Origin of the sequence: Actinoplanes oryzae (assembly GCF_030757795.1) — a bacterium.
Lineage (GTDB): Bacteria > Actinomycetota > Actinomycetes > Mycobacteriales > Micromonosporaceae > Actinoplanes.
In genome coordinates, this window is the sequence record NZ_JAUQWH010000093.1 from 1 (window position 1) to 20,692 (window position 20,692).

17 protein-coding genes are annotated in these 20,692 nt (G+C 73.3%); 10 read left to right on the forward strand and 7 right to left on the reverse strand.

Features of this window, described 5'->3' with window-relative positions; translation table 11 throughout:
• The first annotated feature begins 291 nt into the window (after nt 1–291).
• Both ppgK and RBH18_RS26610 read left to right on the forward strand, forming a co-directional pair.
• Complete coding sequence (gene ppgK, locus RBH18_RS26605; protein WP_306212522.1) at nt 292–1,071, forward strand: polyphosphate--glucose phosphotransferase; 780 nt, start codon at nt 292–294, stop codon at nt 1,069–1,071.
• Complete coding sequence (locus RBH18_RS26610) at nt 1,072–1,533, forward strand: PPOX class F420-dependent oxidoreductase (RefSeq protein WP_306212523.1); 462 nt, start codon at nt 1,072–1,074, stop codon at nt 1,531–1,533.
• Nucleotides 1,534–1,673: 140 nt separating this feature from the next.
• On the opposite strand, the gene RBH18_RS26615 is transcribed toward RBH18_RS26610, so the two are convergent.
• Nucleotides 1,674–2,210 carry a general stress protein gene (locus tag RBH18_RS26615; RefSeq protein ID WP_306212524.1) on the reverse strand — a complete coding sequence of 179 codons (537 nt, stop codon included), beginning with the start codon at nt 2,208–2,210 and terminating at the stop codon, nt 1,674–1,676.
• A gap of 14 nt (nt 2,211–2,224) precedes the next feature.
• Complete coding sequence (locus RBH18_RS26620; RefSeq protein WP_306212525.1) at nt 2,225–3,166, reverse strand: phosphatase PAP2 family protein; 942 nt, start codon at nt 3,164–3,166, stop codon at nt 2,225–2,227.
• Nucleotides 3,167–3,521: 355 nt separating this feature from the next.
• Here RBH18_RS26620 and gsmA point away from each other — a divergent pair, with 355 nt between their 5' ends.
• A complete protein-coding gene (gsmA, locus tag RBH18_RS26625; RefSeq protein WP_306212526.1) occupies nt 3,522–4,661 on the forward strand; it encodes a sporangiospore maturation cell wall hydrolase GsmA in 1,140 nt (379 codons plus the stop codon).
• Between the two features lie 62 nt (nt 4,662–4,723).
• A complete protein-coding gene (locus tag RBH18_RS26630) occupies nt 4,724–6,988 on the forward strand; it encodes an ATP-binding protein (protein WP_306212527.1) in 2,265 nt (754 codons plus the stop codon).
• On the opposite strand, the gene RBH18_RS26635 is transcribed toward RBH18_RS26630, so the two are convergent.
• Nucleotides 6,921–7,286, reverse strand: coding sequence for a response regulator (locus tag RBH18_RS26635; protein WP_306212528.1), 366 nt, complete (start codon nt 7,284–7,286; stop codon nt 6,921–6,923). The genes RBH18_RS26630 and RBH18_RS26635 overlap by 68 nt on opposite strands.
• An 80-nt stretch (nt 7,287–7,366) precedes the next feature.
• On the opposite strand from RBH18_RS26635, the gene RBH18_RS26640 reads away from it, so the two are divergent.
• The 5 genes from RBH18_RS26640 to RBH18_RS26660 all read left to right on the forward strand — a co-directional run bounded on the left by RBH18_RS26640 (nt 7,367) and on the right by RBH18_RS26660 (nt 15,700).
• Nucleotides 7,367–8,143 (forward strand): aldo/keto reductase, encoded by a 777-nt coding sequence (locus RBH18_RS26640; RefSeq protein ID WP_306212529.1) that lies wholly within the window; start codon nt 7,367–7,369, stop codon nt 8,141–8,143.
• Nucleotides 8,144–8,186: 43 nt separating this feature from the next.
• The gene (hrpA, locus tag RBH18_RS26645; RefSeq protein ID WP_306212530.1) at nt 8,187–12,107 is read left to right on the forward strand and encodes an ATP-dependent RNA helicase HrpA; all 3,921 of its coding nucleotides are present in this window, start codon (nt 8,187–8,189) and stop codon (nt 12,105–12,107) included.
• 62 nt (nt 12,108–12,169) lie between these two features.
• Nucleotides 12,170–14,458: a putative bifunctional diguanylate cyclase/phosphodiesterase gene (locus RBH18_RS26650; protein ID WP_306212531.1), complete on the forward strand. Its 2,289-nt coding sequence runs from the start codon at nt 12,170–12,172 to the stop codon at nt 14,456–14,458.
• 87 nt (nt 14,459–14,545) lie between these two features.
• Nucleotides 14,546–14,929, forward strand: a complete 384-nt coding sequence (locus RBH18_RS26655; RefSeq protein ID WP_306212532.1) for a DUF6401 family natural product biosynthesis protein — start codon at nt 14,546–14,548, stop codon at nt 14,927–14,929.
• A 66-nt stretch (nt 14,930–14,995) separates the two neighbouring features.
• A complete protein-coding gene (locus RBH18_RS26660; protein WP_306212533.1) occupies nt 14,996–15,700 on the forward strand; it encodes a LamG-like jellyroll fold domain-containing protein in 705 nt (234 codons plus the stop codon).
• Nucleotides 15,701–15,846: 146 nt separating this feature from the next.
• On the opposite strand, the gene RBH18_RS26665 is transcribed toward RBH18_RS26660, so the two are convergent.
• On the reverse strand, nt 15,847–16,269 hold the full coding sequence (locus RBH18_RS26665) for a MarR family winged helix-turn-helix transcriptional regulator (RefSeq protein WP_306212534.1): 423 nt from the start codon (nt 16,267–16,269) through the stop codon (nt 15,847–15,849).
• A 60-nt stretch (nt 16,270–16,329) separates the two neighbouring features.
• Here RBH18_RS26665 and RBH18_RS26670 point away from each other — a divergent pair, with 60 nt between their 5' ends.
• Complete coding sequence (locus RBH18_RS26670) at nt 16,330–17,274, forward strand: NAD-dependent epimerase/dehydratase family protein (RefSeq protein ID WP_306212535.1); 945 nt, start codon at nt 16,330–16,332, stop codon at nt 17,272–17,274.
• Nucleotides 17,275–17,311: 37 nt separating this feature from the next.
• Here RBH18_RS26670 and RBH18_RS26675 read toward each other — a convergent pair whose 3' ends face one another.
• From RBH18_RS26675 to RBH18_RS26685, 3 genes are all read right to left on the reverse strand, one after another.
• Nucleotides 17,312–17,593, reverse strand: coding sequence for a hypothetical protein (locus RBH18_RS26675; RefSeq protein ID WP_306212536.1), 282 nt, complete (start codon nt 17,591–17,593; stop codon nt 17,312–17,314).
• A gap of 327 nt (nt 17,594–17,920) precedes the next feature.
• Nucleotides 17,921–18,964 (reverse strand): cobalamin B12-binding domain-containing protein, encoded by a 1,044-nt coding sequence (locus RBH18_RS26680; protein ID WP_306212537.1) that lies wholly within the window; start codon nt 18,962–18,964, stop codon nt 17,921–17,923.
• Nucleotides 18,964–20,676, reverse strand: a complete 1,713-nt coding sequence (locus RBH18_RS26685) for a PP2C family protein-serine/threonine phosphatase (RefSeq protein WP_306212538.1) — start codon at nt 20,674–20,676, stop codon at nt 18,964–18,966. Before RBH18_RS26685 ends, RBH18_RS26680 begins: the two co-directional genes overlap by 1 nt.
• Nucleotides 20,677–20,692 lie beyond the last annotated feature (16 nt).

Sequence of the window (20,692 nt, forward strand, 5' to 3'; positions counted from 1 at the left end):
GGCGGCTGCGGTCGTCCGGGGCGGTCGCGGCGAGCGTGACCAGGAGGTCAGCGGCGGGTGCGGACATGGCAGTGGTCCTCCATCAGCGGGCAGAGAGCCGTGCCCGCGCGCGGCGGAACTCTCCCCACGCTAACCGCTCGGCGGAGTCGTGACCAGCCGAAAGTATGAGTCCGGTCCCGCAACACCCGGCGTAACCGGCATATCGCACCCGCAATCCCCCGTCGGAAGGGATTCATGAACCGGTGTGCTTGGGTACACAGAGCGGAAACACACCGGAGACGGAGTTCAGGAATGGCCATCCTCGGCATCGACATCGGCGGGTCCGGCGTGAAGGGCGCGCCGGTGGACACCACGCGGGGCGAGCTGCTCGCCGAGCGCGTACGGGTGCCCACCCCCCAGCCGTCCGACGTCAGCAGCGTGGTCGAAGCGGTCGCCGAGGTGGCCGCGCAGTTCGACGGCTTCGACCGCGTCGGCGTGACCTTCCCGGGCGTCGTGGTCGACGGCGTGACCCGCACCGCCGCCAACGTCGACAAGTCGTGGCTCGAAGCGCCCGCCGCCCGGCTCTTCACCGAGCGGCTCGGCAAGCCGGTCTCGGTCCTCAACGACGCCGACGCGGCCGGGGTCGCCGAGATCGCGTTCGGCGGGCACGACACGCACGGGCTGGTCATGATGCTGACCTTCGGCACGGGCATCGGCAGCGCGCTGTTCCTGGACGGGACGCTGATCCCCAACACCGAGTTCGGCCACCTGGAGCTGGACGGCAAGGACGCCGAGCTGCGCGCCTCCGACCGGGCCCGCGAGCACGAGGACCTCGGCTGGGAGAAGTGGGCCGGCCGCGTGCAGGACTATCTGCGGCACGTCGAGATGCTGCTGTCGCCGCGGCTCTTCATCGTCGGCGGCGGGGTCAGCAAGAAGGCCGAGAAGTGGCTGCCGCACGTCGAGGTCCGCACCCCGATCGTCACGGCCACGCTGCTCAACAACGCCGGCATCGTGGGCGCCGCCGTCACCGCCGAGCAGGCCCACGGCCACCCCGGCGCCATCCAGGTCGACGCCGCCACCCAGGGAGAATAAGTGCCCCGCACCATCGCCACGAACACCCAGGTCAGCCGCGCGGAGCTGCTGGACTTCGTCCGCCCCCGGCACCACGCGATCCTCATGACCACCCGGCGTGACGGCCGCCCGCAGGCGTCGCCGAACACGTGCGGCGTCGACGCCGAGGGCCGGATCGTCATCTCGACCTACCCCGAGCGCGCCAAGGCCCTCAACATCCGCCGCAACCCGCAGGTCAGCGTCTGCGTCCTCTCCGACGACTTCGGCGGGGCATGGGTCCAGGTGGACGGCACGGCCGAGGTCGTCGACCTGCCCGACTCGGTCGAGCCGCTGGTCGAGTACTTCCGGGTGATCTCCGGCGAGCACCCCGACTGGGACGAGTACCGCCAGGCCATGCGCGACCAGGGCAAGAGCCTGATCCGCATCACGGTGGACCGCTGGGGCCCGATCGCGACCGGCGGCTTCCCGGCCCGTCTCGCCTGAAGATATGAATACGCGCACCCGGGGCCGCCCAGAAGCAGCCCCGGGTGCGCGTGGCTACCGCCCGGCCGGGTGGGTGGTCCCGCCCCGGACCGCGGCCGCCGGGCTGTCCCGGGTGGTCACCCGCCCGGGCGCCGGACCGCTCAGGAAGCGCCGCTGGCCCGCCAGTTGATGCTGGTGAGCAGGGACCGGGCCTGGTCGGCGACCTCGGCGTCGACCACGACGGCGTACTGGGAGGCCTGCAGCGAGCTGCGCGACGTGAAGTCGCGGCGGCCGCCCGTCATGGCCTGGGCGATCGCGCCGAAGACCGCGCCCCAGACGGCGCCGATGGCCAGGCCCAGCAGGATGACGCCGGTCCAGTTGGAGTCGCTGAAGAGGCCGAAGAAGAGCCCGATGAACAGGCCGAACCAGGCCCCGCTCGCGGCGCCGGCGAGGGCGGCGCGGCCGGTGGTGAAGCGGCCCAGGACGTTCTCGACCAGGCGCAGGTCGGTGCCGATGATGGCGCTGCGCTCGACCGGGAACTTGTTGTCCGACAGGTGGTCGACCGCCTGCTGCGCGGTGGCGTAGTCCGGGTAGGTGCCGACCGCGACCGTGGCGGCCGGGAAGACGTCGGTGGTGGCGGGCGGGGTGGCCGGGACGCCGGCCGGGCCGGGCGGGACCGCGGGGTCGGGGGTGGTCATGGTTGCCTCCGGTTTCAGATTCCCCCGGAGTGGGCGGAGGCCGGGACCGGCTCGCCCTCCGGGGAGGTCGATCGGTCGCCCGCTGCGAGGCGGACCCAGACGGTGAAGGTGACGGCGACCGCGGCGGCCACCGCGAAGGCACCCGCCGCGAAGGCGAAGCGACCGGAGTAGTCGACGATGCGGCCCACCCGGTCGGCGGAGGCGATCGCGCCCAGGCCGAGCAGGGCGAGCACGCCGCTGATCCCGCCGGCGACGGCGAAGAGCAGCATGACGTAGCGGTTGGGGCGGGCCTTGACGCCGGCGATGCGCACCCGGCCCGCGCGGACCAGCGCCGAGGCGAGGGCGCCCCACGCCAGGACCACCAACAGGCCGGCGATGGTGTCGCTCGGGCGGTGCCAGCCCGCCCAGATCGTGGCGACGGCGATGATCAGCACGTACGCCGCCCCGGCCAGCGCCACGGTGCCGCGGATCGCAAACGGCAGCACCAGGATCAGCGCGAACGCCACGGAGGCCGCCGCGGTGGTGTGCCCGCTGGGGAACGAGTTCGGCATGTCGAAGCCGTCGAGGTCGGGCCGGGTGAGCCGGCTCTTGAGCAGCTGGCTGGTGGCGTTGGCGCCGAGGACCAGCAGCGCGGCGGCGGCGGCCAGGTCCTTGCGGCGGCGCATGACGCCGATGGTGGCGGCGGCCAGGCACACGGCGACGAGGCTGACCAGGGTGGTGCCGTTGAGGGCCCGGCGCAGCACCGAGGTGACCCGGGGGTGGTCGAGGTCGGCGCCGTTCATGACCATGCTGTCGACCACCTGCCCGAGCGGGTGGCGCACGCAGATCCAGTAGACGGCGGCCACGCCCGCCGCCGACACCAGGGCCACGAGGGCGTGGACCAGGACATGGGTGATGCCGCGGCCGCCGCGCGGGGCGGCGGGGGCGGTGTCGGGGCGCTCTGCCACTGCCGTCATCGGGCCGGTTCCTCCTGCGTCGTCACGTCGGCGGGCACACCTATGCCCAACTAGCACACTTCTCAAGCCTGCGCATAGTAGAGCCTGTCCCGCCGATCCCGACGGCCTGCGCCGGGTCCAGCTTCCGCCTCGCTGCGCGGTGCGGGCGGCCCGATACAAACCCGGTATCGGACCGCCCGCCCCACTTGCGACGCGAAACCTGGACCGTCGGCTCGGCGACGCCGTGATCGGCGGGACAGGCTCTGTGGCACAACCTGACTGCACCCGGGCGCTCCCCGGGGCGGCAACGGCCGGATCCGACCTTCGTGGTGAGCCGAAGCACGGATGCCGACGCCGCAACCAGGGGGATTCCTACATGTCGTACTTCGCCCGACGGATCGTGACCGGGCCGCTGCTCGTCGCCGCGCTCGGCGCCGGGCTGGGCGTGGCACCGCAGGCGGCCAGCGCCGCCGCCGGGGTGACCGCGACCGTCGAGGTCACCAGCACGCTGCAGGTCCGCAGCGCCCCGGCGCTCGACGCCGAGGCGGTGGACAGCCTGCGCGGCGGCCGCCAGGTCACCGTGCTCTGCCAGGTCGAGGGTCAGAAGGTCCGCGGCTCGGTGCGCACGACCACCGCCTGGGACCGGCTCGCCGCCGGCCGCTACATCTCCCACGCGTACGTCTCCACCACCCGCAAGATCCCGGCGTGCCCCGCGCCCTCGGCCGCCGCGGTGCCGCAGAAGGCGAAGGCCCAGGCCGCCCGCCGGTTCGTGGTCGGCACGGTGAAGAGCTTCGACGGCAAGGTCAACCTGCGCTCGGCCCCGTCCACCCAGGGCGCGGTCATGGCGTCGGTCAACTCCGGCCGCAAGATCAACCTCGTCTGCGCGGTCACCGGCGCGTCGGTCGCCGGCACCGTCCGCACCACGACCCAGTGGGACAGGACGTCGGTCGGCACGTACATCTCGCACGCGTACATGTACTCCGGCACCCTCAAGCCCTGCCCCGGCGCGACGATGCCCACCACGCCCGCGGTGACCCTGACGCCCGAGCAGTTCATCAAGGCCGCGGTGCCCGGCGCCCAGCGCGGCTGGCGCGAGTACGGCGTGCCCGCCTCGGTGACGATCGCCCAGGCCATCCTCGAGTCGGGCTGGGGCCGCAGCGGCCTGTCGACCGTCGACAAGAACTACTTCGGCATCAAGTGCCAGGGCAGCTCGTACGGCAAGCTGGCCAACGGCTGCCACGTCTACAACACCACCGAGTGCACCAAGGCCGGCACCTGTTACGCGATGGCGGACGCCTTCCGCACGTACGCGACCATGGCGCACTCCTTCCGGGACCACGGCAACTTCCTGCGCGTCAACCCGCGGTACGCCGGCGCCTTCACCTACACCAAGGACGCGAACAAGTTCATATGGAAGGTCTGGAAGGCCGGCTACGCCACCGACCCCAACTACTACACCAAGGTCACCGGCCTGATGGCGACCTGGAACCTGTACCAGTACGACACCTGGAAGTGAGCAACCGCCCTCGTCGGCCGAACCGGGCCGACGGGGGCGTTTTGCGTAATATGCTCGCATTGGTGAGGGGCAGTGAGGCGGTCAGCGCGTGGCAGGGACGCTACGTCGGTCCGCTGCTCGCCGCGAACGTGGTCGTCATCGGCCTCACCGCCACCCTGCTCGCCGTCGGGGCCCTGCGCGAGGACCAGCGGGCCGACGCCGCGCGGGTCATGGACCAGCGCACGGCCGTCGCCCGCAACGCCGTGATCACCGAGACGAGCCGCTACCGGGACCTCATGCAGGCCGTCGCCGCGGGCCTGGGCACCAACGCCCGGCTGACCGCCACGGACTTCGCCGCCGCCACCGCGCCGCTGGACCGGGCCCGCCTGCCCGGCGCCACCTCGGTCGCCTTCGTGGTGCCCGCCGACACCTCGCAGGTGGCCGCGACCCAGCGCCTGTGGCGCGAGCGCGGCGCCCCCGACCTGGTGCTCAATCCGCAGGGTACGGGCACCCAGCACTACTTCTCCGTCTTCCAGCGCAGCCTCGACGGCCCCCAGGCGGCGCTCACCGGCCTCGACGTCGCCCCGTCCAAGGAGGGGACCGCCGCCCTGGTCACGGCGCGCCGCACCGGGCAGCCGGCCGTCTCCGACGCGTACGTGCTGCTGCGCGACCGGCAGCTCCCGGTGGCCCGGCAGCAGCTGTCGTTCCTCTTCGTGGCGCCGGTCTCCGCGTCCGGCGCCTTCCTGGGCTGGCTGGCGCTCGGGCTGCACGGGCAGGACTTCCTCGGCGGCGTGCTGGACCAGGCCGGGCAGGGAGTGCTCGACGGGGAGCTCTACGCCGAGGACGGCGACCGCCGCCAGGTGCAGGTCGCCGCGTACGACGCCCGGGGCCGCCGCGACCTCACCCGCCGCGCCACCTTCCCCGTCGCCGACCAGCAGTGGACGCTGGTGACCGGCGCGGACTCGGGCGTGCTGCCCGGCGCGCGCACCGCCACCCCGGCGACCGTGCTGCTGGCCGGCCCGCTGATCACCCTGATGCTGGCCCTGCTGGTGTGGATCCTGGCGACCGGCCGCGCCCGGGCCCGCGAGCAGGTGCTCGTGGCCACCGCCGAGCTGCGCGAGGCCGAGGCCGAGAGCCGCCGCCAGGCCGGGCTGCTCGCCGCGGTCATGACCAGCATCGGCGACGGCGTCGGGGTGGTCGACGAGCGCGGCGAGTTCCTGCTGCACAACCCGGCGGCCAAGGCGCTGCTCGGCGTCACCGACGACGTCGCGGGACCGCACGGCTGGCAGGCGCACTACGGGCTGTTCCGGCCGGACGGGCGCACGCCGTTCCCCGTCGACGAGCTGCCGCTGATGCGCGGGCTGCGCGGCGAGGCCTCGGACGGCGTCGAGATCCTCATCCGCAACGAGCAGCGCCCCGACGGCATCCTGGTCAGCGTGGACGGGCGCCCGCTCGACCCGAGCGCCGGGCAGCACGGCGCGGTCGCGGTCTTCCACGACATCACCGCGCTGCGGCGGTACGAGACCGATCTCGCCGTCTTCGCCGGGGTCGTCGCCCACGACCTCAAGGCCCCGCTCGCCGTGATCCGCGGGCACTGCGAGACGGCCGCCGACGAGCTGGCCGACGCCCCCGAGGGCCCCGAGGTCTTCGAGGCGCGCGCGGCGCTCGACCGGATCGCCAACGCGGTGGACCGGATGTCGGCGCTCATCGACACGCTGCTCGCCTACACGACGGCCAAGGACGCCCCGCTCAAGCTGGACACCGTGCCGCTCGCGCCGCTGGTGACGGACATCATCCAGCAGCGTACGGAGCACCTGCGCCCCGGCTCGGCGGCACCCGACTTCTACGTGGGCCCGCTGCCCGCCGTGGTCGCGGACGCGGCCATGCTCCGGCACGTGCTGGACAACCTGATCGGCAACGCCGTCAAGTACGTCCAGCGGGGCCGGGCCGCCCGGGTCGACGTCACCTGCGGCGAGGCGCAGCCGGGCTGGGCCCGGATCGAGGTGGCCGACCGCGGCATCGGCATCCCCGACGAGGACAAGCCCGCCGTCTTCGAGTCGTTCCACCGGGCCCAGTCCGCCGCCGGATACGCCGGCACGGGCCTGGGCCTGGCCATCTGCCGCCGCATCGTGGAACGGCACGGCGGCACGATCGGCGTGGCCGACAACCCCGGCGGCGGGACGCGCTTCCACTTCACGCTGCCCCTGGCGAGCCCGCGGGCCCCGTCGGCGGCGCTGGACCGGGCCCTCGCCGAGCGCAAGGCCATCGAGGGCACGGTGATCAGGCCGGACGGGCCGGCAGCAGCGACGACACCAGCGCGAGAAGCTGGGCCGGCAGGAACGGCTTGAGCAGCGTCGCGCTGGCACCCACCTCCTCGGCCCGGGTGTCGCCGGGCAGCATCGACCCGCTGGCCAGCACGACCGGGATGTGCCGCAGCTCGGCGTCGGCGCGGATGGCCCGGCACAGGTCCAGCCCCGTCATCCGCGGCATGTCGATGTCGGTGACCACGACGTCGGGACGATGCTCGCGGACCGCCTCCAGCGCGGCGGCCCCGTCGGTCGTGGCGACCACCTGGTGGCCGGCCCGTTCCAGCGCGCGCCGCAGCACGAACAGGATGTCCTCGTGGTCCTCGGCAACGACGATCATGGGCGGCCTCTCCTGGGTGACGACGGTGTCCCTCCGATAAAGACGTCAGGGGCGGGGAGGAAACGGGGTAGAGAGGGGACATGACTGTTCCCTCAGTGCCTCTCGGCAACGGCCGGGAGATGCCGCTGCTCGGCTTCGGCACCTGGCAGATCCGCGGCGACGCCGCGTACGAGTCGGTGCTGGCCGCGCTCGCGGCGGGTTATCGCCACATCGACACCGCCACCATGTACGGCAACGAGGCCGAGGTGGGCCGCGCGCTCGCCGACAGCGGGGTGCCGCGCGACGAGATCTTCGTCACCACCAAGCTGCCGCCCGAGCGGGCCGGGCAGGAGCGCCGGACCCTCGACGACAGCCTGCGGGCGCTCGGCCTCGACGCCGTGGACCTGTGGCTCATCCACTGGCCGCCGCGCAGCGGCAAGTCCGTGCCCACCTGGCGCGAGTTCCTGGCCGCCCGCGACGAGGGCCGGGCCCGCTCGGTCGGCGTCAGCAACTACGACGTCGCCGAGCTCGACGAGCTGATCGACGCGACCGGGATCGCGCCGCAGGTCAACCAGGTGCGCTGGGGCCCGAAGCTCTGGGACGCCGAGCTGGTCGCCCAGCACCGCAAGCGCGGCATCGTCGTGGAGGGCTACTCGCCGTTCAAGACGACGAACCTGCACGACCCGGTCCTCACCGGCATCGCCGAGGCGCACTTCGTCGACGCCGCCCGGGTGGTGCTGCGCTGGCACGTGCAGCACGGCATCGTCGTCATCCCGAAGAGCACGACGCCCGAGCGCATCCGGAGCAACTTCGCGATCGACGGCTTCGAACTCACCGGCGACGAGATGGCCCGCATCGACGCGTTGGCGGGACGATAATCACGCGGCACATCGCCCCGCGAGTGCCTATTGTTGACGCGCCATGTCTGTAGCTCCCGTCAGTGCCGATCTTGCCGCCCTCCGCCGCAGGATGTCCGACCTTCTCCCGCGCGACGAGCACCGCCTCGGGCGGCGCCTCGAAGGCACCCGCAAGATCCGCGACGAGGCCCGGAAGGCCGCGGCGATCGCCGAGATCACCGAGGCGGTCGCCGCCGCCGAGGCGCGCTTGGCGGCGGTCGCGGCGTCCGTGCCGGCGGTCACCTATCCCGAGTCGCTGCCGGTCAGCGCCCGCCGCGACGACATCCTCGCCGCGATCCGCGACCACCAGGTCGTGATCGTGGCGGGCGAGACCGGCTCCGGCAAGACCACCCAGATCCCGAAGATGTGCGTCGAGCTGGGCCGGGGCCTGCGCGGGCAGATCGGGCACACCCAGCCGCGCAGGATCGCCGCCCGCACGGTCGCCGAGCGCATCGCCGAGGAGCTCGACCGGCCGCTGGGCTCGACCGTGGGCTACAAGGTGCGCTTCACCGACCAGGTCTCCGACGAGACCATGATCAAGGTGATGACGGACGGCATCCTGCTCGCCGAGATCCAGCACGACCGGCGGCTGACCCGATACGACACGCTGATCATCGACGAGGCGCACGAGCGCAGCCTCAACATCGACTTCATCCTCGGCTACCTGAAGCAGCTGCTGCCGCAGCGCCCCGACCTCAAGCTGATCATCACGTCGGCGACGATCGAGACGCAGCGCTTCGCCGAGCACTTCGCCGACGCCGCCGGCAAGCCGGCCCCCGTGATCGAGGTGTCGGGCCGGACTTATCCGGTAGAAGTCCGATATCGGCCATTGGTAACTGAGGAAGAAGAACGGGAGGAGCCGGTCGACCTGGTCGACGGCATCGCCGAGGCGGTCGACGAGCTGGGCCGCGAGTCCGACGGCGACATCCTCGTCTTCCTCAGCGGCGAGCGCGAGATCCGCGACACCGACGACGCCCTGAGCAAGCGCAACCTGCGCAACACCGAGATCGTCCCGCTCTACGGCCGGCTGTCCGCCGCCGAGCAGCACAAGGTCTTCGAACGGCACACCGGCCGCCGGGTGGTCCTGGCCACCAACGTCGCCGAGACGTCGCTGACCGTCCCCGGCATCCGCTATGTCATCGACCCCGGCACCGCCCGGATCAGCCGCTACAGCAACCGGCTCAAGGTGCAGCGGCTGCCGATCGAGCCGGTGTCGCAGGCCAGCGCCAACCAGCGCAAGGGCCGCTGCGGCCGCACCAGCGACGGCATCTGCATCCGGCTCTACTCGGAGGAGGACTTCGAGGGCCGCCCCGAGTTCACCGAGCCGGAGATCCTGCGCACCAACCTGGCCTCCGTCATCCTGCAGATGACCAACCTGGGGCTGGGCGACCTCACGAAGTTCCCGTTCATCGACCCGCCGGACCGGCGCAACGTCACCGACGGCGTCAAGCTGCTCGAGGAGCTCGGCGCCCTCGATCGGGCCAAGCTCACCCCGATGGGCCGGCGCCTCGCGCAGCTGCCCGTCGACCCGCGGCTCGCGCGCATGGTCATCGAGGGCGGCGAGCAGGACTGCGTGGCCGAGGTCATGGTCATCGCCGCCGCGCTGTCGATCCAGGACCCGCGCGAGCGTCCGGTCGACAAGCAACAGCAGGCGGACGAGAAGCACAGCCGGTTCGTCGACAAGGAGTCGGACTTCTTCTCGTACCTCAATCTGTGGCGGCATCTGCGCGACAAGCAGCGCGAGCTGTCCGGCAACCAGTTCCGGCGGATGTGCCGCACGGAGTTCCTCAACTATCTGCGCGTACGCGAATGGCAGGATCTCTATGCCCAGCTGCGCCAGGTGGCGACGCGGCAGCTGGAGCTGACCGTCACCGAGGACGCCGAGGGCGTGCCGGAGGCGCAGCGGCTGCACACCGCGCTGCTGTCCGGCCTGCTCAGTCACATCGGGCTCAAGGACACCGACAAGCGGGAGTACCTGGGCGCCCGCGGGGCGAAGTTCGCGATCTTCCCGGGGTCGGCGCTGTTCAAGAAGCAGCCGCGCTGGGTCATGTCCGCCGAGCTGGTCGAGACCTCCCGGCTCTGGGGCCGGGTCAACGCCCGGATCGAGCCCGAGTGGGCCGAGAAGCTCGCGCCGCACCTGGTCAAGCGCTCCTACAGCGAGCCGCACTGGGAGAAGAAGCAGGGCGCCGTCATGGCGTACGAGAAGGTCACGCTCTACGGCCTGCCGATCGTCCCGCGCCGCAAGGTCGGCTATGCCCGGGTCGACCCGGTCGCGTCGCGTGAGCTGTTCATCCGGCACGCGCTGGTCGAGGGCGACTGGGACACCCACCATCCGTTCTTCGCCGAGAACGCCAAGCTGCTCGAGCGCATCGAGGAGATCGAGAACAGGGCCCGGCGCCGCGACATCAAGGTCGACGACGAGACCGTGTTCGCGCTCTACGACGCCCGCATCCCCGCGGACGTGGTCTCCGCCCGGCACTTCGACGCCTGGTGGAAGAAGGCCCGGCACGCCGACCCGAAGCTGCTCACCTTCACCCGCGAGATGCTGGTCAACACCGGCCGCGACGGGGTGGACCCGGGCGCCTACCCGGACGCGTGGCTGGCCGGCGGGGTGCGGCTGCCGCTGAGCTACCAGTTCGAGCCGGGCAAGCAGGCCGACGGCGTCACCGTGCAGGTGCCGCTGCCGCTGCTCAACAAGCTCGACGCCGACGACTTCGGCTGGAACGTGCCGGGGCTGCGCAAGGACATCATCGTCGCCCTGATCCGCGCGCTGCCGAAACAGCTGCGCACGAGCTTCGTGCCGGTGCCGGACTGGGCCGAGGCCGTGCTGGGCCGCATCCCCGCCCGCCGGGGCGCGCTCAGCGACGCGGTCGGCGACGAGCTGCGCCGGCTCACCGGGACCGTCGTTCCCCGCGACGCGTGGCGCCCCGGCCAGGTCCCGGACCACCTGCGGATGAACTTCCGCGTGGTCGGCGAGGACGGCCAGGTCGTGGGGGAGGGTCGCGACCTCGACGTGCTGCGCGCCTCGCTCGCGCCGAAGGTGCAGGCCACCATCTCCCGGGCCGCCGGCGACATCGAGCGTCGGGGCATCACGACCAACGACTTCGGGACGTTGCAGCGCTCCGTCAAGCAGGTCCGCGGCGGCTACGAGGTGACGGTCTACCCGGCGCTCGCGGACGAGACGGACAGCGTGGCGATCCGGGTCTTCGAGACGGAGGCCGAGCAGCGGGAGGCGATGCGCGCCGGCACGCGCCGGCTGCTCCTGCTCACGTTGCCGCCGGCGGCGCGCTACCTGCAGGGACGGCTGGACAACAGGGCCAAGCTGGAGTTGTCGCGCGGGAACCCGTACCGGTCGATCGCGGAGCTCCTCGACGACTGCGCGGGCGCGGCGGTGGACCGGCTGGTGCAGGACGCCGGCGGTCCCGCCTGGTCCTCGGAGGCGTTCACGAAGCTGCGCGACGAGGTGCGGCAGGACCTGGTCGACGCCACCGCGAACGTGGTCACCCAGGTGCAGGCGGTCCTCGCCACCGCGTACGAGGTGAGCCAGCGGCTGGGCACGACCCGCGACCCGGCCCTCGTGCCCGCGCTGGCCGACATCCGGGCCCAGCTCAAGGGCCTGGTGTACGCGGGCTTCGTCACCGAGACCGGCTGGAAGCAGCTGCACCACCTCCCGCGCTACCTCAAGGGGATCGCGTACCGGCTGGACCGCCTCGGCGGCAACCTCGGGCGCGACCGGCAGCTCATGGCCCAGCTGCAGGAGATCGAGCAGGAGTACAAGGAGCTGCGCGCCGAGCAGCCCCGGGGCGGCCCGGCCGAGGAGGGGCTGCGCGAGATCCGCTGGATGATCGAGGAGCTGCGGATCAACTTCTTCGCGCAGTCGCTCGGGACGGCGTACCCGGTTTCGGACAAACGCATCTACAAGGCGATGGACCAGCTGCCCGCCTGACCGTTTCTGCCCCTGTCCTCCCGCCGGACGTGCCACCGTAGTTGATGATGGCGGGAGGCGGGATGGCAGCGCGGGCGGGCTCGGCCCGGCCCTACTGGCTGTGGTACGCGAGTGCCATGGCCGTCCTGGTCGTGGCCACGCCCTTCCTCCGCCCGGCCGCGCTGCGCGGTGCCGCGGGGCTGGGCTCCGCCGCCGTGGTGATCGCGGCCCTGGCCTGGGGGATCCGGGCGCACCGCCCCCGGTACACGCTGGCCTGGCGCCTCCTGCTCGCCTCGTCGGTCTACACGGTCGTCAGCAATGTGCTGTGGCCGCTGCTGACCTCTCCGAGCGGGACCGACGTCTTCTACTACACGACGTACCCGCTGTTCGGGGCGGCATTGGCCGTGCTGCCCGTGCAGGGCCGCCGGCACCTGTGGTCCTCCGGGTACACCGAGGCGGGCATCATCGCGGGCGGCGCGGCGGTGGTGTGGTGGACGCTGCTGGTCGACCCGCTGGTGACCGACCCGGGACGGTTGCCGGACCAGCCGCACGTCGCGGTGTTCCCCTTGCTCGATGTGCTGCTGTTCGCCTTGGCTCTGCGGCTGCTGTTGCTGGGCGGGGTGCGGTCGGTGGCCTACGTGCTCATCGCCCTGACGACCTTCACCCTGCTGACGGCGGACACGGCGTACTTCGTCGCGGTCGTCGCCGGCGGCGGGGCCCCGCTCGTGAGCTCGGTCTGCTGGGTGCTGGCCAACGGCCTGCTCGGGACGGCGGCGCTGCACCCGTCGATGGCCGTCACGCAGCCGGCCCCCACCGACGCCGAGGTGCTGGAGGGGCTGGGCAGCACGCGGATCTACATCGTGACGGTGGTCGCCACGCCCATCATCACCGGCGTCTATCTGCTGCACGAGGTCGCGGCGGACGCCGTGGCGGCGGCGGACATCATCGTGCCGGTGGGGGCGACCGCGGTGACGTCGGCGCTGGTGGTGACCCGGATGCGCCAGATCAACCAGGTCGCCCGCCGGCGGGCCGTGGCGCTGCAGGCGTCGCTGACCCGGCAGGAGGAGCTGCAGTCCGAGCTGCGCCACCAGGCCCAGCACGACAGCCTCACCGGGCTGCCCAACCGCGACCTGCTGTACGAGCGGATCACCGCCGCCCTCGCGGCCGAGCGCACCGGGGCGCTGATCGTGGCCGACCTCGACGGCTTCAAGGAGATCAACGACCGGTTCGGGCACGCCGTCGGCGACGAGCTGCTGCTGGCCGTGGCCGGGCGGCTGCTCGACCTCGTCCCGGACGGCAGCATGCTGGCCCGGCTGGACAGCGACGAGTTCGCCGTCGTCGTCCAGGACCTCGACGACGCCGCGTGCACCCGGCTCGCCGAGCGCTTCCTGTCGGCCACGCGCGAGCCGTTCACCGTGCAGGTGCACGAGCTGTTCGCCACGGTCAGCCTCGGGCTGCGCGAGCTTGACCCCGACCTGCTGACCGGGGACGTGCTGCGGGACGCGTACCTGGCGCTGCACGCGGCCAAGGCGGCCGGGCGGGACCAGCTGACCCGCTGGGCGCCCGCGCTGAGCGAGGAGAAGCTGGCCGTCTCCCGTACGGTCGAGCGCCTGCGCGGCGCGATCGAGCGCGACGAGCTCGTCGTGCACTACCAGCCGCTGGTCCGGCTCGCGGACGAGCGCATGACCGGCGTCGAGGCGCTGATCCGCTGGCAGCCGCCCGGGGAGCCGATGATCCCGCCCGACAAGTTCATCGCCGCCGCCGAGGACAGCGGGCTCATCGTGCCGATCGGGACGTGGGTCCTGCACCGGGCGTGCGAGGTGGTCGCCGGCTGGCAGCGCCACGGGCACCCCGTCGCCGCCTCGGTCAACGTCTCGCCGCGGCAGCTGCGCGAGCCCGACTTCGCCGCCCTGGTCCTCGACGCGCTGCGCACCTCGGGGCTGCCCCCGGCGTCGCTGATCCTGGAGATCACCGAGGGGGTGCTGGTCGCCTCGGGCGCCGTCACCGAGCAGACCATCCGGCACCTGCAGACGCTGCGGGCGCGCGGGGTACGCGTGGCGATCGACGACTTCGGGACGGGCTACTCGTCGCTGGCGTACCTGCGGGACCTGCCGATCGACCACGTCAAGATCGACAAGTCGTTCATGCCCGCGGACGCCGGCGACCCGGCGCTGCGCGCGATGGTCAAGGCGATCGTGGATCTGGCCGCCGGGCTGCGCCTCGGCACGATCGCGGAGGGCGTGGAGACCGCCGGGCAGGCCGCCTTCCTGCGCGAGCTGGGGTGCGAGCGGGCGCAGGGCTACTACTACTCGCGACCCGTCCCGGAGGCCGAGGTGCTCGCGGCGTTTCTGGGCCACAAGTCCGTTCTGTGAGGCGCGCCGGTGCATGCCGGGGAGCGGTCGGGTGCCGTTCGGTTACCGCGCCGCCACGACCCCCGGGCAGGCCCTAGCGTTCTCGCCATGACGAACTTCGCCGCTGTTTCCGCCGCTGCCGCTTCCGCCTTCGTCCCGGCCTGCCCGGCGCGGGGATTCCTCGACGAGATGATGGCGCGGGTGGGCGTCGACGGCCTCGCCGCCGCGCTGGGCGACGCGGGCCTGCTCGCCCAGGTGGACCAGCACGCCGCCGCCGTCCGGGACGCGCTCGTCGGGGCGGGTCGCGAGGTCGACGCCGACGGCCTGGCCGCGTACGCCCGGTCGATCGTCTTCGCCGCCAAGCGCATGGGCCGCGCCGTGCCGGAGCCCGGTCACGCGCCGCTGACCGGCACCGCGTGGCTGGCCGCCGACTGGCACCAGATGCGCCTGGTGGCCGTCTGCATGATCGCCGAGTCGGCCGGTCTGCTGTAACTCCTGGCCGAAACGCTGATAGCCGTCGCTATCAGCATCAAGTCGGGCGAAGGTAACTTTTCGCTCATGCGCCTCATCGCCTCGTTCATCCCCCTGCTCGCCGCCCTCGCCGGCGCGGCTCCCGCGGTGGCTGCTCCTGCGGCCGATCCCGTCGCTGTGGCGCGTTACTCCTTCGACGGCGGCTCCCTCGCCGACCGTTCCGGACGCGGGCCCGCGCTCGCCGTCCGTACCGTCTCCGGGGGCCGGGTCGCCTTCACCGGCGGTTACGCCGCCTTCCCCGCCCGCTGTGCGACCGCCGCCTCCTGCCCGCGGGCCGTCCTCGAAGGCCCCGACGACGCCGACCTCGACCCGCAGACCCGCCCGTTCCGCTGGGGCGCCCGGGTGCGGGTGACGAAGGCCCAGCTTGGCACCGCCGGCTCCGCGAACGTCGTCCAGAAGGGCGTCGCCGACACCGACAGCCAGTGGAAGATGCAGATCGGCGCCCGGCAGGGCAAGGCCCACTGTGTCGTGGTGGGCCAGGGCGGCACCCGGGCGGTGATCCACCTGGTCCGCTCGTCGGTGGGCGTCGCGGACGGCGACTGGCACGAGATCCTCTGCCGGCGCACCGCCACGCTGCTGACGGTCTACGTCGACGGCAAGGACCGGGGGCACGTGACGATCCCGGCCTCCCTGTCGGTCGCCAACGCCCTGCCGCTGCGGATCGGCGGACCCAGTCTCCGGGGCGACCTCTACCACGGGCAGCTCGACGACGTGTACGCCCTCCTGGGCTGACCGGCCCCCGGCCCGCCGTCTTCGAATCGGCCCGGACGGCGGGGCCGGGACAGGGGCGGGAGCTGGAACCCCGGCAAGGGTTCTGGCTCCCGTTCCTCATCCGACCGGGGCCGCAGCGTCTTCGCGCAGCTCTCGCCGCGCTCTTGTCAGGCTATGAGGTCTCGCAGCGTCGTGCGGAACTGCTCCTCCGCGTCCGGGTGCAGGGCGGCGAGGAACTCGTCCTCCGCCTTCCGGTAGGCCGCCCGCGCGGCGTCGAACGTCCGCACGCCCTGATCGGTGAGCTCGACGATGTTGCGGCGCCGGTCCGCCGGATCGGGCCGGCGCGCCACGACGCCCTTGCGCTCGAGCTCGTCCAGCAGGGCCACCATCGTGGTGCGGTCGATGCCGAGCCGCTGCGCCACCTGGAGCTGGGAGGCAGGCTCACGGCCGGACAGCACCCGCAGCGCGCCGAAGTCCTTGCTGTCGATCCCGAGCGGCTGCAACGCCGCGTCGGTCAGGGCCGTGAAGCGCAGGTGGGCGTGCTTGAGCAGATAACCCAGCACATCGTACGGATCGGGTGCCGTGGACATGCCGCCATACTACGCGCTACGCTGATCGTCAGTAACCCTGACGATCAGAAGGACTGACTCATGATTCTCGTGACCGGAGGCGCCGGCTTCATCGGCTCCCACACCGTCCGTGCCCTCGCCGCCGCCGGGGAGGAGTGCGTCCTGCTCCAGCGCCGCACCGCCGAGGTCCCCGCCGCCCTGGCCGGCCTGCCGGTGCACGCCGTCCGGGCCGACATCGGCGACCTCGACGCGCTGCTCCAGGCGGGCAAGCAGCACCCGATCACCGGGATCGTGCACCTCGCCGTCACGCTCCCGTGGGCCGGCGACGGCAGCGACCCGATCGACGCCTCGGCGCACTCGCTCGAGGGCTATCTCAACGTCGTGCGGGCCGCGCGGGCCTGGGGCGTACGCCGCATCGTGGCGGCCAGCACCATCGGGGTCTACGGCTTCGGGACGCCGGGCGCCCTGACCGAGGACATGCCGCTGGCTCTCGCGCACACCCACGCCATCCCGACGTTCAAGAAGATCTTCGAGCTGCTCGGCGGCCACCTCGCGGCCGAGACCGGCATCGAGATCGTCAACGCGCGGATCTCCGGCACGTGGGGCCCCGGCGGCCACCTGCCCGACCCGTTCTTCGCCGCGCCGTCGATCCTGCAGGGCGCGGCCCGGGGCAGCGAGCCGGACCTCTCCGGGCTCCTCGCGCCCGCGCACGCCGATGACGCGCTCGACCTGCTCTACGTCCGCGACACCGGCCGGGCGCTGGCGTCGCTGCAGCTGGCCGGCGAGCTGCGGCACCCGACCTACAACGTCGCCTCCGGCCGGGCGACCAGTAACGCCGACGTCATCGCGGCGATCCGGGCCGGCGAGCCGGACTTCGCGTTCGAGCTGCCGGTGGCCGGTGGCCGCCCGCAGAGCTGGCTGGACATCACCCGCCTGCGGGAGGACACCGGCTTCGAGCCCGAGTACGACACCGCCGCGGCGGCCGCCGACTACATCGCCTGGCTGCGCGCCGGGAACGAGCGCTGACCCCGGCTCAGCTGCGGCTCCGCTCGGCCGGGCCGGCTCAGCTGCGGCGGAAGGCGTAGGAGCGGCCGCCGCCCGGGGCGCCCCGCCCGGCCCGGGCCCGACCGGAACGTTCCCGGGCGGCCTGGCGTGGATCCCCGGCGCCGTGGTGGGCGGGTGCGGTGCGGCCCTTTCCCGCGCCGTCCTTCATGGCGGAGGCGAGGGCCGCGGCCGGATCCCGGCGGGCGATCTCGCCGGCGTCGAGGCGAAGACCGGCGGGAAGCGTCTGATCCCCGGGCCCGGTGTTGCCGGGCGGGGGAGCGGGAAGGTCGCGAGCAGGCATGAGCATCCTCCTGAGCAGGAGAAGGGGAAGCCGTGGTGAGAGAAACGAGGAGAGCCCCGGGCGCCGGACGCGGCGAACCCACGGCGGACAAGCGCCGCCGAACCACCCGGTGCCGGGGCCGCGGCGATCGAACGCCGGGCGGCCCGCATGCGGCAGAGGCAGTAGCTCAGAACTCCATGGTCAGCACAGTAGGCGCCGACCACCACCGGCGCGAGCCATTAAAGCCCGCAGGCCGCGCGGGCTGTTGAACGCCCGCCGGCGGCGGGAGCGGTTGATCGCCTGCGGCCCGCGCGAGCTGTTGATCGCCCGCGGGCAGCGGCCCGGGGATCAGCCGGCCGCGATCCGGTCGAGGCCCGCCCGCAGCGTCCCGATCGCCGTCGGGTAGTCGCGGAGCTGCTCGCCGATGACCTCCAGGCCGGCGCGCAACGCCACCGGCGGCACCGAGCGGGCCCGCAGCACGGCCTGCGTCCACTCGACGAAGTCGGTGAAGACGGCCTCGTCGCCGACGTAGAGGGACGCGGCGAGGAAGTCGGCGATGTGGCCCACGTCCTCGGCGGTGGCGTCGTGCTGGCGCTGGTCGTAGGCGCTCATCGCCGGGTAGGCGGCGGCCAGGCGGGTCAGCGCGGTCTGCACGAGCTCGCCGCGGTGCCGGACGACGTACGTGTATTCGTCGTCGCCGAGGAACGCGGCCTCGAACGGGTCGGTGAGCGGCGGCGGCCACTTGTGGGCGAGGCGGGTGACGGCCTCGTCGGCGGTGGCGGCCCAGGCGTCCGCGCCGAGGCGGTGGGCCCAGCGGCCGTCCGGGCCGAAGCCGCGGCCGCCCGCGATGACCGGCACGCCCACCGAGCGGCACGCCGTGATGGCGGCGTGGGCGCGGGGCAGCCGGGTGGGGATCATGCAGCTCAGCGCGACGGCGTCGGGGCCGGTCTGGTGCAGGTGGGTGACCAGGTGCGGGCCGGGGACGTTGGCGCCGAGGAAGTCGACGCGCCAGCCGTCGAGCCGCAGCATCTCGCCGAGCATGCGGGACGGCAGGGCGTGCCACTCGCCGTCGACGCAGGCCACGGTGATGCGGCCGCGGGTCGGGCGCACGGCGGTGCGGGCGGCGACCGCGGCCAGCGCCCGCTCGCTGATCGCCGTGGCGGCGTGCTCGCGGGCGATGGACCACTCGTTGGCGGCCCACAGCTCGCCGACGCGGCTCTGGGTGGGGGCGATCAGGCCGAGGATGATCCGCTGCGGCTGCTCGCCGGCGTCGAGCAGGGCGGTCACGACCTCGACCGCGCCGAACTCGTCGCCCTCGCCGACCAGGCGCAGGAACTGCTCGGCGGCGGCGGGGTCGTCCAGGGACGCGGGGGGAGTGGTGGTGATCGACATCAGCGGGTACGGGTCCTCCGATCGCCCCGCCGGGCGTCGATGGCGAAGGGGGAGACCGGCAGGCGCCCGGTCTCCATCGAGCGGAGCCGGGTGCGCGAGGGCGCGCGGACGGCCAGCATGGCGATGTCGTCGCGGACGCCGCCGTGCACCCAGTCGGACACGAGCTGGCGGACCCGCTCGACGGCGGCGTCGCCGGGCATGTCGCGGCAGCTGGCCAGCGCCTCGCGCAGCCGCTGCTCGCCGTACTGCTCCTGGCCGGTGGCGCCGCCGCGGGCCTCGGTGAGCCCGTCGCTGTAGAGCAGGCACATCTCGCCGGGGGCGAGCTCGACCGTCGCCGGCTGCACCCGCAGCTCCGGGACCACGCCGACCAGGGTGCCCTTGACCGGCACGGCCTCGACCGTGCCGTCGGCGCGCAGGACCAGCGGCACGGGATGCCCGCCGGTGGCCAGCTGCAGCCGGACCCGCCCGTGCTCGGCGCGGCACACCGAGCCCACGACGAGCGTGACGAAGCGGTGCTGGCGGGCGCCCCCGAGCAGGGCCGTGTTGAGCACCTTGAGCATGGTGGCCGGGTCGTCCTCGACCAGCCGCAGCGCGCGCAGCGTCTGGCGGATCTTGCCGGTGAGCACGGCGGCCTCGGCGCCCTTGCCGCAGACGTCGCCCAGCACGACGATCGTCTCGGCGCTCGTGGCGGTGGGCTCGAAGACGTCGTAGAAGTCGCCGCCGATGCGCAGCTCGTCGCGCGCCGCCTGGTAGGAGCCGACGAGCTCCACGCCGTCGGGCTGCGGCAGCTCGGGCGGCAGCAGGTCGGCCTGCAGGATCGCCGTGGTCTCGACCTGCTCGCGGTAGAGCGTGGCGGCCGAGATGGCCGAGCCGGCCCGGGCGGCGAAGATGCGGGCGAGCACCTCGTCCTCGGGCGTGAAGACGGCGCCGGGACCCCGGCGCGCCAGGATCAGGGCGCCGGCCGGCTCGGCGTTGCCCGGCAGCGGCGTGACCAGCAGCGCCCCGACCGGACCGAAGTCCTCCGGCAGCAGCCAGGCCGGCATCTGCGAGGCGTCCAGCCAGCGGCTCGGGATGGGCGGGAAGCCGGCGAGCGCCTCCTCGAGCCCGGGCACCTCGCTGAGCAGCCGATCGCGCAGGGTGCCCTCGTGCAGGTCGCCGCCGGTGGCCAGGCGCATCCACTCGCTCTGCCGGCGGCGCGGCGGCAGCACCACCACGGCCAGGTCGGCGAGGTGCGACGCGGCCAGCTCGACGGTCGTGCGCAGCACCCGGCGGGTGTGCAGGGACGCCGACAGCCGCCGCCCGGCCTCGGCCAGGAAGGCGGTGCGGGCCCGCTCGGAGTCGAACTGCGCGGTGCGCCGGACCTCCTCGGTGACGTCCCGCAGGTACCACGCGTAGTGGCCGTCGTCGAGCGTGCGGCGCTCGCCGCGCAGGTGGCGGCCCTCGTGCTCGGCCTCGAAGCCGGCGCTGCCCTCGGCGGTCGCCCGGGCCAGCGCGGCGGGCGGGGCCTCGAAGGCGGCGGCACCGGGCTCGAGGCCCGGCACGAGGGCGGTGGCGGCGCCGTTGACCAGCAGCACGGTGTGGTCGGCGGCCGAGCAGAGCACGACCGCCTCGGTGGAGGCGTCGAGCGCCGCCCGCAGCAGGGCGGGCGCGGGGGCGAGCACGGGCGGACCATGCTGCCGGTCGCCGGCCTGCAGGGGCAGGTGAGCTGTCACGACGGTCCTCCTCTCA